Genomic DNA, 11,667 nt, shown 5'->3' on the forward strand with positions numbered 1-11,667 from the left:
GGGCCAAGATTGCTGTGATCGGTCAGGCCTTCCCCTATATGCCAATCGCCAATCCGGGCTGGATGTTCCCGAACCTTTCCTTCGGCATTCGTGAAGCGCGTATTCAGGAGATGGTTGCGGAAGTGAAGCAGGAAGGCGCTGATGTTGTCGTTCTGCTCAGCCACAATGGCTTTGACGTGGACCGCAAGGTTGCGCAGCAGGTTTCCGGCATTGACGTGATCCTGAGCGGCCATACCCATGATGCGGTGCCGGAGCCGGTGAAGGTTGGCGAGACCATGATCATTGCCTCCGGCTCTAACGGCAAGTTCGTCTCACGTCTGGATCTGGACGTGGACAAGAACGGCATCAAAGATTTCACTTACAAGCTGATCCCCGTGTTTGCCGATGTGATTGCTCCCGACCCTGAAATGGCGACGCTGATTGAAAAAGAACGTGCGCCATTCAAGGAGGAGCTGGAAGAAGTCATCGGCACCACAGACAGCCTGCTTTATCGCCGTGGCAACTTCAACGGTACGTGGGATGACCTGATCTGTCAGGCGCTGATTGAGGAGCGGGAAGCAGACATTGCGCTGTCTCCAGGCTTCCGCTGGGGACCATCCCTATTGCCGGGTGACAACATCACCCGCGAAGACATCCACAACGCTACCAGCATGACTTACCCGAATGCCTACCGCTCCGAGATGACTGGTCAGTACCTGCATGAAATTCTGGAGGATGTGGCTGACAATCTGTTCAACCCGGACCCTTACTACCAACAGGGTGGCGACATGGTTCGTGTGGGCGGCATGGGCTACTCCATCGACGTTTCCAAGCCAGTGGGTGAGCGCGTGACCAACATGACGCTGCTGAAGAGCGGCGAGACCATTGATCCTGCCAGGACCTACGTGGTTTCGGGCTGGGCCTCTGTTGGAGAGGACACCGAAGGGCCTGAGATCTGGCAGGTGGTTGAAGATTACATCAGCCGCAAAGGTACCATCACAATGGACCCCAATTCTACCGTTCGCGTCACAGGCGTGTGAGGCGAACCCTGACGGATTTTGAGATGACGAGTAATTGACATGAGTGAAAGACTAAAGTCACCTACCCGCCGAAACCTCCTGAAAGGCGGGGCCCTGCTGAGTGGAGCTGCCTTGACTGGCGCTGCGCTTCCGGCACGGGCGAATGACCCTGCCATCACCAATCTGCAGCCATGGATGCAGGAGCTGGGAGACGGTGTTGATGCCATGCCTTATGGCGTGCCCTCGCAATATGAAGCGCATGTGAAACGGCACACTGTGGAATGGCTGACGGCTGACCGCGTGAGTTCGATCAACTTTACCCCGCTGCATGAGCTGGACGGCATCATCACGCCGAACGGCCTGTGCTTTGAGCGCCACCATGGCGGGGCTGCTCATATTGACCCTGCCCAGCATCGTTTGATGATCAACGGTCTGGTGGACAAAGAGCTTGTGTTCACCATGGAGGACATTCTGCGCTTCCCACGGGAGAACCGGATCTACTTTCTGGAATGTGCCGCCAACTCCGGCATGGAGTGGCGCGGGGCGCAGCTCAACGGCTGTCAGTTCACCCATGGCATGATCCATAACGTGATGTACACCGGAGTGCCTCTGCGGTTGCTGCTGGAAGAAGCTGGCCTGAAGACCAACGCCAAGTGGTTGATGCCGGAAGGCGCTGATGCCTCCGCCATGACCCGCTCCATTCCTTTGCAAAAGGCTTTGGATGACTGCCTTGTTGCCTTTAAGATGAACGGTGAAGCGCTGCGTCCCGAACAAGGCTATCCGCTGCGACTGGTGGTTCCGGGTTGGGAAGGCAACATGTGGATCAAGTGGCTGCGCCGCATCGAGGTGGGCGATGAGCCGTGGCACCACAGGGAAGAGACCTCCAAATACACCGACCTGATGGAAAACGGGAAGGCGCGGCGCTTTACCTGGGAAATGGACTGTAAGTCCATCATCACCAATCCAAGCCCTCAGGCCCCTATTTTGCACAAAAGCGGTCATACGGTCCTGACTGGTCTGGCATGGTCTGGTCGCGGCACCATTCCGCGCGTGGACATCACGTTGGACGGCGGCAAGAACTGGCACGCTGCCCGAATGGATGGCCTGAGCTTCGACAAGTCCATGCATCGCTTCTATTTCGAGTTTGACTGGGATGGAAAGCCGCTGCTGCTGCAATCTCGCGCACACGATTCCACGGGCTACATCCAGCCAACGAAAAACGAGCTTCGCGCTGTTCGCGGCGAAAACTCCATCTACCACAACAACGGAATCCACACTTGGTACGTTGGCGAAAATGGTGAGGCGGAAAATGTTGAAATTTCTTAGTGTTCTTGCGACTGGAACGCTGCTGCTCACCAGCGCGGCGACAGCCGGTTCTTTCAATATTGGCCGTGCAGCCACCCCTGCTGAAGTGGCCGCATGGAATATTGATGTACGCCCTGATGGACAGGGATTGCCTGCCGGACGCGGAAACGTTGAGCAAGGCGAAGAGATTTTTGCCGAGCGCTGTGCCGTGTGCCACGGTGACTTCGCAGAGGGTGTTGATCGCTGGCCGGTTCTTTCCGGCGGAGACGGCACGCTGACATCCGATCGTCCGGTTAAGACCATCGGCTCTTACTGGCCGTATCTCTCAACCGTGTTTGACTATGTGAACCGCGCTATGCCGTTTGGCGAGGCGCAGTCGTTGAAGCCAGATGAAGTCTACGCCATCACCGCCTTCCTGCTTTACGCCAATGATCTTGTTGAGGATGACTTTGAGCTGAGCCAGGAGAACTTCACCTCCATTCGCCTGCCCAATGAAGACGGCTTTTACATGGATGACCGTGAGGAGTCGCCTGTCTTCAAGAAGCGCGATGTCTGCATGAAAGACTGCAAAGCGGAAGTCAAGATCACCGCACGGGCTCAGGTTCTGGATGTGACACCGGAAGAGACGAAAGCAGCTGAGGAAGCAGCAGCTGCGACTGAAGCTCCAAAGGCTGAAGAAGTTGCTTCTGCAGAACCAGCACCAGTTGCAGAGCCTGCTCCGGAGCCCGTTGTTCTTGATGATGCACTCATCAAGAAGGGTGCTAAGGTCTTCAAAAAGTGTAAGGCCTGCCATCAGGTTGGAGAGAAAGCCAAGAACAAGGTTGGCCCGATCCTAAACGATATCATCGGTCAGCAGGCCGCTGTGGTTTCCGGCTTTAAATACTCCAAGGCCCTGAAAAAGCTCAATGGCGACGGCCTTGTCTGGTCTGATGAAAATCTGGATGTTTTCCTGACCAAGCCAAAAAAGTTTGTGAAGGGCACCAAAATGACATTCGCTGGTTTGAAGAAGGAAAAAGACCGCATTGCGCTTATCGAATTCCTGAAGAGCCACTCCCAATGAGAGCGTTGATACCTACCCTCGCCCTCACACTCGGCCTCCTGTCAGGGGCAACTTCGGTTGCCTCTGCTCAGGATATTGCGCGCGGCGAACGCCTGTTTAATGCTTGTTTGCGATGCCACGATGTTGGCAAGGATGCCAAGAACCGCATAGGCCCTCACCTGAATGGCGTGTTTGACCGGAAGGCTGCAACGATTGAAGGCGCGACATATTCAAAGGCCATGAAGCGTGCTGGCGCTGATGGCCTGCGCTGGACAATCGACACGCTGAACATCTACATTCAAAACCCTAAAAACCTCGTCTCCGGTACCCGCATGAACTACCGGGGTATGAGAAAGGAGAAGGATCGCTCTGATCTGCTCGCTTATCTACGCCAGTTTTCCGTGAGCCCTGCCAACATTCCAGAGGCCTCTGCCAGCCTTTTGCAGCAGGATGCTCCAAGTCTTCACGAAGAAACTTATCTGGATGGAGATGCTGAGTATGGCGAATACCTTTCTGGTGAATGTACCAGTTGCCATCAATCCAGTGGAGCGGACAAAGGGATCCCTTCCATCACGGGCTGGTCGCAACCAGACTTTGTGATTGCGCTGCGGGCCTACAAAAAGGGACATAGACCTCATCCCGTCATGCAGATGATCGCCAAACGGCTCTCGGAGGAGGAGATTGCTGCGCTGGCGGCTTATTTTAAAGAATTGCATTAGAGCCGGGCCTCTTTGACTAGCTTTGCTCAAATAATTGTTTTCACGCGTATTCCTATCAAAACCGGAGATACCTCCGGGCATACGCTTTAGGGGAGGAATTGACATATGAGACTGAACCGACGTCGTTTTTTAGGGACTACAGCTGCAAGCGCGGCGCTCTTGTCCTCTCCTATCGCCCTTGGGCAAAAGCGGCCCCGTGTGGTCATCATTGGCGGCGGTGCTGGCGGGGCAACTGCTGCCCGCTATATTGCCAAGGATTCCGATGGTGCGATTGAGGTGATCCTCATTGAACCCTCCCGTACTTACTACACCTGCTTCTTCTCCAATCTGGCCATTGGCGGTTTTCAGCCCATGTCCAAGCTGGCACACTCCTACGGCACATTGGCCAGTGAGTATGGCGTAACCGTCGTGCATGACTGGGCCTCTGCCGTGGACCGCGAGAAAAAGGTGGTCCGGCTCGCAGGCGGCGATGCCATTTCCTATGATCGTCTTGTTCTGTCTCCAGGTATCGACTTCGTCAAAGGGGCTATTGAAGGCTGGGACGTAATGGCCCAAACCAAGATGCCTCACGCCTATAAAGCTGGCACACAGACCCAGTTGCTGAAGGCACAGGTTGAGGCCATGCCGGAAGGCGGCACTTTTGCGATGGTTGCTCCACCGAACCCGTACCGCTGCCCTCCCGGCCCTTATGAGCGCGTCTCCATGGTTGCTCATGTGCTGAAACAGCGGAACCCGACTGCCAAGATCCTCATTCTTGATCCAAAGGAGAAGTTCTCCAAGCAAGGCCTGTTCATGGAAGGCTGGGAGAACCACTACACAGGTATGGTGGACTGGCTGACCGACGAGTTTACCGGAGGTGTTCAGCGTGTTGACCCGAACACCATGGAAATTGTGCTGGAAGACGAGACCATCAAAGCGGATGTTTGCAACGTGATCCCGGCGATGCAGGCTGGTCGCATCGCACTTCAGGCAGGCCTGACCAACGAGGCGGGCTGGTGTCCGATCGTTCCGGCAACACTGCAAAGCCAGATGGATGAAAACATTCATGTGCTTGGCGATGCGACCCAGAACGGCGACATGCCAAAGTCCGGCTATTCTGCCAACAGCCAGGCCAAAGCTGCCGCCATGGCGATCCGTCACGCCCTCACCGGCTCCCGCGCGTTCAAACCACGGTTCTCCAACACCTGTTGGTCGCTGATCTCACCAGACAACGGCGTGAAGGTAGGTGCAAGCTATGTTGCCACGGATGAGAAGATCGCCAAAGTGGATGGCTTCATCTCCCAAAACAACGAGGACGACGCCCTGCGCAAGCAAACCTTTGAGGAAAGCCTCGGCTGGTACGCTGGTATGACTGCGGACATGTTTGGGTAAGGAACTGGGTTGCGGAGCGCTCAGCGGGTTTGAGGTGATGCTGAGTGGACTGCTGAGCGTCTTGTTGGTGGTGGCTGAACTGGGTTGAAGTGAGTTGAACACTTGCTTATGTGTTGGACGCTTGATCTGGCTGGTTCCTCAGAGCTGCGGGCACGTGTCGGTTGGCTTGTGAGAGCTGAAGATTCATGGAGCGGCATAGCTCTCTTGCTGGGTTTGGAAGGATAGCAACAGCAGTTATCTCGAACACGTATCAGGAAGGTGCCATGCTATCACCGTACATGTGAGGAGTTCACAAGCTGGCAGGGTAGAGTCACGCTGTTGTTAGCTGACTGCACTTGGCACTTAATGAGCTCAAATCACTTATCCCCGGCGTGCATTCCAGAGCATTTCATCGACCTCATCTGAGATAGGGGGGATAGATTAATTCTATCCCCTTTTCGTGGCATCAGTGCTGAGCCAATGCCTGCTGGAGTTATCCTACAGAGCACGGTCTATCGTTGACGTGTTGCCAGAGCTACTTTCGCGAGCTGTATAGACATAGCAACGCAGTCCCAACGCTAATAACGCAAACGAACGCACATAGGAGCGCGAAGCCGTCACCGCCAGTCGCAACTCTGGTGATCAGCACCGTTTTATCCGCGCAGACATCCGCCGCCTGTCATTTGCGTTAGTCGCGCAGGAGTTTGGCTTCACCATCAAAGAGAGCTCTGATCAACTCGGGACACTTCCGCCAGGCCGTGCGCCAAACAAAGCTGAGTGGCAACGCTTGAGCCAGCAGTTCAAAGTTCATCTGAATGAGCGCATTGCACGCATGGAGAACCTGAGAGCGCAGCTGGAAGGCTGTATGGGTTGCGGCTGCTTGTCTCTGGACAAATGCGAGCTCTACAACGCGGGCGACGACGCCTCCAGCTACGGCCGCGGCCCCCGCTTCATCTATGGTGACAAGTCATTTAAAGATGAGGGCTAGTGTGCGGTTATCTGAATTGTCGTTATTTCAAATTTTAGACAACAAAAAACCCGTCATCGAGATGATAACGGGTTTGTATCTTTGGTTGCGGGGTTAGGATTTGAACCTACGACCTTCAGGTTATGAACCTCTAATGTAGTAAACCCTACTATCATTATTTTTCAATAAGTTAGCTCACAAGCGACTGCGCCCGCTTAGAAACTTTCACTACACGTTAACGAAGTATACGACATCAAATGGCGCCATGTACTGTTCAAACTGCGTACAGCGGTTGACGTGGTGTTGACGCAAGAACTTACGTTTCCTTCATCCCAATACTCGGACAGGACCTCAAGGTGATCAGGATACTCTTGAGACATTAACTCAGGTGCACCTAGTACCGTCTTAATCGTGAGCCTTTGCCAGCTTTAATGCACGCTTTTGACTATCGCTGAGTTCTTCGTCTTTCACTGCATTCGACCATGCGACTTTGAAGGCTTGATTGTTAGAGCTCTGGCACCAAGACAATGCAGTTGCACCAAGCGCTGTCCAACCGATGCCATCACACATCTGAGCCCATCTTTTCGCAGGGAAAGTTTCCAGTTTCTTCAGAAGGCTTAGATCTGTCTCGTCAATACGGGTCTGATTTTCGTTGCCACCGTCAACGCCCGCAGATGCAATCCAGAGAGGTTCGCTGGCATGAAGGCCTTGCCATACATCTACTGGCGTGAGGCCTTCTCCCAAGTCGAACGCTCCAGGTGTTGATTTCTCTTGATCAGCCGCCAATTTCAACGTCTCCTGATCCAGCGGAAGCGGAGCCACCGCACCCTACAGCATCGCCCACTCGGCATACCGCGCGGCCATTGACGAACACAGATCCAGATCCCGCGGACATGGAACGAGGATGAGGTGGACAATTGCCGCAACCATGCGGGATGACACCGTCACCGACACGCACCACAGCAATAGCATTTACAAACACATTAGGGCTTCCGGCAGATGAAGGCGTGGGTGGAAAACACCCATGACCCGCGGCAATATCGCCTTTTCTATAGGCAGCTGGCATCGCAAATCCTTAATAAATTGATTTCAAAATAGATCGAGATAAATGATCTGCCTGACGGATTGGCTCAGGCAGGCGGTAATCCAGCGCGAAGTTCAAAGTTTCTTGAATAGAGCGTTTCAAACTAATTTTGTGCCCTACTGAAATATATAGAGGCTTTACTCCATTTTGAGTAACAAGCTGCTCACCTAACACAGTTCCGTTTTCGATGATCGGAGAGTGATCACCTCTGTTTCCAGAAATTCTTGTGATTGAAGTTGAGGCATTCTTGGCACAACCAATAACTGGAACATCAAAGACAACACCAAAGTGGCTTGCTGCCCCACATTTTTGAGCATGCAACGTACCATTGCCATCGTAAAAGAATAAGTCAGGCCGCCTTGAGAGCTGGCAATAAGCTTCGCTCACGAGCGGCATTTCTCGATAGGCGAGAAATTGAGGTACATACGGAAAATCTGGAATACCAACACTGTGAACCTGTTCGCATACTTCTCGCGTTTCTGCATCAAGAACGATAATGACGGCACAAGCATACTTACCATCATTGCTATAGGAAACATCAACACCAGCAACTAAGTTTACCGCATTGACACAATCCTCTAAGATAACGCGCTCAGATAGTTTCTTTTGCTCATGTAAATACAGCTTTAAATTTGGTGAGAGTGAAGACAAAATTCTCTAACCTTCACTATATAATCTCGGGTCGTCAAACACTGTGCCATTCTTAATTTTTTCTTCGGCTTCAGCAAGAAGATCATAAACAGACTCAGATCTGTATTTGTACATATTGAATACTTTTGAAGTCAGTCGTCTTGAAATTTCTTCGTTATTTGCTTTTTTTTCATAAACCAGTATCCCTCCCTCGCTGCTTAGTTCCTCAACGGTCAGTCCACCCCATTTTTTTCTTGCAAATATAAGTTCACCATTCTCGTTCCATCGTGCATCAATACCTATATTGCAGTCCGACTGTACTTGCTGAATTCCTTCGACTTGCTTATTTGAGAAGTAATCAAGTGCAAAACCATTCCTCACACCCCCAACTACACTCTCCTCTCCAACAAGAACACCATCTTCTTCACAAAACAATACACCTGTAAAAGGTTTATCATCGTATGTTACGAAAAGATCACTTTCGTTATAAAGATCAAAATCATAGCTTATTCGTTTGATATATTTCATCACACCATCAATCCTAATCCCTGAAATTAATATTGCCAGTTACGTCATCGGCACCTTTAGTTATTTCTTCGCAATCAGGGCATTTCTTCTTATGCTTCCCAAAAGTTTTTTTCTCCAAGCTTCGGTTCGATAGAAACAGCTCATCTAATGTGCTTTCATTCACAGGCATACCCAACTCTTTTCGAGCATTTAACGCCTGATTGAGCGCCCATATTTCTGAGTGGTGACCTGGATCACCATTTACTGGATCATTGGTATCTGGAAATCTTTTTCTTGTATCGTTCTCTTCCAGAGCTTTAGTGTAATTGTTCACTCGTTTTTGCAGAACTGGATGCAAGTTACTTGGAAGATCTTTTGATTTAATGTCCCCCGGCAAACCGCCATTGGTGCCATGATAAACTTCGCCTGTAGCGGGATCAATAACTGACGTTAAAACTGGGCTACGTTTCCTTTTGGAAACATAATGAGGACTATCAGGATTACCCGTTGTTTCATCAAACATTTTCTGCTGCTCATCTTCCAGCTTCTTGCGGTGTTCTTCTGAAAGAGGCTTTTTCCTTCCTTTAGGTTCCTCGTCCTCGTCTTCTCGCTCCTCCTCGGTGCCATCCTTGCTTTTTCCGCTATCAGGTCCGCCTGACTCGTGTTTGGCGCTGTGTGCAGTATTAGGTGTACCGCCTAAATCATCCCCGAATGCTTTATTCTTCTTGGCATGCTCTACGACTGAATTTTCACTTACTTTGAAGGAACCCGTTCTGTTATCAGGTGCGTCAGCAAGCTTAATGGCAACAGTAATGACCCGCGCCATTTTGGCGGATTTTTCACCTAATTTAACTACCAATTTCAGTGCAACGGCTCCGGCACCGCCTGTCACCAACCCAACAGCAACACCAATCATGGTCTCTATAGCCAAAAAGGCCGCATCAACTCCAAGCGTTCCGAGTGCATATTCAAGCCCACCAACTGCCCAGTCACTTATGAATTGGTTATATCTCTTTGTTGCTACTTCTTTAACGGCCTTCCACAAGCTGTCTAACACCTGTTCGACTTTTGCCTGGCGCGTTTCAACGATCTCTTGTGTCTCAGCTATTTTTCTTTGCTCAAAGGAGGTATCGGCAGTGTAGTCAGGAAGCCATGTATCTTTTGTGATGCTCTCAAGGTTGGTCTTAGCCCAAATACTTGCTTGAGATACCTGGTTTACATCGACCGCGACACTATCTCGGATCATGCGGTCAAGGTTGCTTGTATGCTCCTTAAAACCCAGATCGTGGTCAAAGAATTCTGCAACACTTTGTGCTCCCCCCATAGCTAACCTATTGGCGGTCAGGTAGGCGGCCCCCAAAAAAGGTATCGTATTATCATCAAGAGCAAGTGCCGCTGCTTCTGCATAACCAGTAGCGGCTTCAGCAACCCCTTTCAGCGCATTTTTAACTGCGGCTTGTGCAGCTTTCTGCTCGTCCGTAGTTCCTGCGAGTTCAGTTATGAGACCAAGCGTATAAACCGCCGTGCAATACTCCATAATTTTATCATAGGTGTATCCTTGAATGGAAACGTCAGGGTCAAGATGGGAGCCTTCAGTTTGAATGTCAGGAAAAGCTGCATCAGTCATCTTCTAGAACTTCCATGAAATGACTTTGTCGCAGTTGCTGCGGTACATGACTACCGAAGTCGAGCAATGTCTCGCCAACGTCTGCCATGGGACCGGCTTGTCCCAATCCCGTAGACACAAGAGCTGTGGCCAGCTCTTTCAAACCTGCGGCTATATCACCGGAGCCCTGAGGATTGGCCTTGCTAAGAAGGCCCTGCACGATTGGAAGTTGAGTTGATGGGCTGAGGGAGAGGTCGGCTAAAGATTTGAGTGGTTTTAATCCCATTTTTCCCACGAAATCCTCGCGGGCAGCGTCGCGTTTGCTTTTATATTTTGCAGCTTCGGTTAGCCAAGCTGGTGATGTCACAATCGTCATGTCCAGCTCCTAGTTAATGTTGACTTTGCCGCCTTTAAGGATCAGTTGATCCTTAGCTTCGACAGTAATTTTCGTGCCATTAACGGAGATGTTTTTGCCGACCATTTTGATAGTCCCATCCGCCTCCAACGAGACCTTGCTATCACCCACAATGATGTCATAGCTTTTACCAACCACAGTTGTTTTCGCGAGGCCGACCTCTTGATAATGTCCAAGAGCCGTTGAATCGTTGCGCAATCCTCCAACTGTAGTTTGAAGGCCTCCTCCTACTGTGACAGACTTTGCTGCCCCGACTATCTCCGTTGAAGACACCATCACTGTTTCTGCCTTGTTCTTGCCGACGCCGATGACTAGGTTGCCTTCGCCCATGTTGAGGCCGAACTTGCCGAGGGTTCCGGCGATACCGCCGATCTTTTTGCCGAGGGCTTTTTCTACGGCCTGGAACTTCTCGGTGACGAACTGCTGAAGCTTGTTGGGACCAACCATCAACGTCATGTTGCCGCCAATCACTTCGTGGTGGCTGTTGCCCACTTCGATGGATTTGTTGTGTCCGATGCTTTCTGACTGGTTCACATCAACACGCTTGGCACGGTTGTTTTCGACGTGAATATCCTGGTCTTTTTGGGCATGGACATAGATCTGCTCCTGACCAGATTGATCCTCAAACGAGATCTCATTAAACCCGTCTCCTTTATGGCTGTCGGACCTGATAACCATCTTGGTTTTGTGGTCCGGCAGTTGGTAGGGGGACTTGTTGTTGTGGTAGGTTCTGCCTGTGATGATGGGCTGGTCCGGGTCGCCTTCGAGGAAGTCTACGATGACCTCGTGGCCGATGCGGGGGATGGCGATGTGGCCCCAGCTGGCGCCGGCCCAGTTGGAGGACACGCGGATCCAGCAGGAGGAGGTGTCGTTCTTCTTGCCGTGGCGGTCCCAGGGGAACCAGACTTTCACGCGGCCATGTTCGTCGCAGTAAATCTCTTCGCCTTCCGGTCCGGTGACATGGGCGATCTGGGGGCCATCCACCAAGGGCTTTTTGAGCAGTTTGGGTCGGTATGGCAGACGGGCGGGCATAACCTCAAAGCCGGC

Annotated in this window: 12 protein-coding genes and 1 pseudogene; 6 read left to right on the plus strand and 7 right to left on the minus strand. The window is 51.7% G+C overall.

Going from position 1 to position 11,667, the window contains the following annotated elements; genetic code table 11:
• From soxB to soxR, 6 genes and pseudogenes are all read left to right on the plus strand, one after another.
• A partial coding sequence (gene soxB, locus PPL9_RS17095) for a thiosulfohydrolase SoxB (RefSeq protein WP_082596923.1) occupies window positions 1-1,019 on the plus strand: 1,019 nt, incomplete at its 5' end.
• A 39-nt stretch (window positions 1,020-1,058) separates the two neighbouring features.
• Window positions 1,059-2,324, plus strand: a complete 1,266-nt coding sequence (soxC, locus tag PPL9_RS17100; RefSeq protein WP_082596924.1) for a sulfite dehydrogenase — start codon at window positions 1,059-1,061, stop codon at window positions 2,322-2,324.
• Window positions 2,308-3,363, plus strand: a complete 1,056-nt coding sequence (locus PPL9_RS17105) for a c-type cytochrome (RefSeq protein WP_057463827.1) — start codon at window positions 2,308-2,310, stop codon at window positions 3,361-3,363. Before soxC ends, PPL9_RS17105 begins: the two co-directional genes overlap by 17 nt.
• Window positions 3,360-4,061 (plus strand): c-type cytochrome, encoded by a 702-nt coding sequence (locus PPL9_RS17110; RefSeq protein ID WP_057463828.1) that lies wholly within the window; start codon window positions 3,360-3,362, stop codon window positions 4,059-4,061. Before PPL9_RS17105 ends, PPL9_RS17110 begins: the two co-directional genes overlap by 4 nt.
• A 105-nt stretch (window positions 4,062-4,166) precedes the next feature.
• Complete coding sequence (locus PPL9_RS17115) at window positions 4,167-5,432, plus strand: NAD(P)/FAD-dependent oxidoreductase (RefSeq protein WP_057463829.1); 1,266 nt, start codon at window positions 4,167-4,169, stop codon at window positions 5,430-5,432.
• Between the two features lie 604 nt (window positions 5,433-6,036).
• Window positions 6,037-6,399, plus strand: a pseudogene (gene soxR / locus PPL9_RS17120) (redox-sensitive transcriptional activator SoxR); the annotation flags it as partial.
• A gap of 384 nt (window positions 6,400-6,783) precedes the next feature.
• Here the strand turns inward: soxR and PPL9_RS17125 are convergent.
• The 7 genes from PPL9_RS17125 to tssI all read right to left on the minus strand — a co-directional run.
• Window positions 6,784-7,164 carry a hypothetical protein gene (locus PPL9_RS17125; protein ID WP_057463830.1) on the minus strand — a complete coding sequence of 127 codons (381 nt, stop codon included), beginning with the start codon at window positions 7,162-7,164 and terminating at the stop codon, window positions 6,784-6,786.
• Entirely contained in the window at window positions 7,154-7,444 is a 291-nt protein-coding gene (locus tag PPL9_RS17130; protein ID WP_057463831.1) for a PAAR domain-containing protein, read from the minus strand. Before PPL9_RS17130 ends, PPL9_RS17125 begins: the two co-directional genes overlap by 11 nt.
• Before the next feature lie 9 nt (window positions 7,445-7,453).
• Window positions 7,454-8,113: an endonuclease V gene (locus PPL9_RS17135; protein WP_057463832.1), complete on the minus strand. Its 660-nt coding sequence runs from the start codon at window positions 8,111-8,113 to the stop codon at window positions 7,454-7,456.
• Window positions 8,114-8,119: 6 nt separating this feature from the next.
• Window positions 8,120-8,620: a hypothetical protein gene (locus PPL9_RS17140; RefSeq protein ID WP_057463833.1), complete on the minus strand. Its 501-nt coding sequence runs from the start codon at window positions 8,618-8,620 to the stop codon at window positions 8,120-8,122.
• A gap of 13 nt (window positions 8,621-8,633) precedes the next feature.
• A complete protein-coding gene (locus tag PPL9_RS17145; RefSeq protein WP_057463834.1) occupies window positions 8,634-10,226 on the minus strand; it encodes a YwqJ-related putative deaminase in 1,593 nt (530 codons plus the stop codon).
• On the minus strand, window positions 10,219-10,581 hold the full coding sequence (locus PPL9_RS17150; RefSeq protein WP_057463835.1) for a hypothetical protein: 363 nt from the start codon (window positions 10,579-10,581) through the stop codon (window positions 10,219-10,221). The genes PPL9_RS17145 and PPL9_RS17150 overlap by 8 nt, the downstream gene beginning before the upstream one ends.
• Before the next feature lie 9 nt (window positions 10,582-10,590).
• On the minus strand, window positions 10,591-11,667 hold a 1,077-nt coding region (gene tssI, locus PPL9_RS34710), incomplete at its 5' end, for a type VI secretion system tip protein TssI/VgrG (protein WP_200962331.1).

The sequence above is a fragment of the Pseudovibrio sp. POLY-S9 genome (assembly GCF_001431305.1).
GTDB lineage: Bacteria > Pseudomonadota > Alphaproteobacteria > Rhizobiales > Stappiaceae > Pseudovibrio.

Coding starts and splice junctions, on each gene's coding strand:
- soxC (WP_082596924.1), top strand. CDS start 1,059: ATGAGTGAAAGACTAAAGTCACCTACCCGCCGAAACCTCCTGAAAGGC.
- PPL9_RS17105 (WP_057463827.1), top strand. CDS start 2,308: ATGTTGAAATTTCTTAGTGTTCTTGCGACTGGAACGCTGCTGCTCACC.
- PPL9_RS17110 (WP_057463828.1), top strand. CDS start 3,360: ATGAGAGCGTTGATACCTACCCTCGCCCTCACACTCGGCCTCCTGTCA.
- PPL9_RS17115 (WP_057463829.1), top strand. CDS start 4,167: ATGAGACTGAACCGACGTCGTTTTTTAGGGACTACAGCTGCAAGCGCG.
- PPL9_RS17130 (WP_057463831.1), bottom strand. CDS start 7,444: ATGCCAGCTGCCTATAGAAAAGGCGATATTGCCGCGGGTCATGGGTGT.
- PPL9_RS17140 (WP_057463833.1), bottom strand. CDS start 8,620: ATGAAATATATCAAACGAATAAGCTATGATTTTGATCTTTATAACGAA.
- PPL9_RS17145 (WP_057463834.1), bottom strand. CDS start 10,226: ATGACTGATGCAGCTTTTCCTGACATTCAAACTGAAGGCTCCCATCTT.
- PPL9_RS17150 (WP_057463835.1), bottom strand. CDS start 10,581: ATGACGATTGTGACATCACCAGCTTGGCTAACCGAAGCTGCAAAATAT.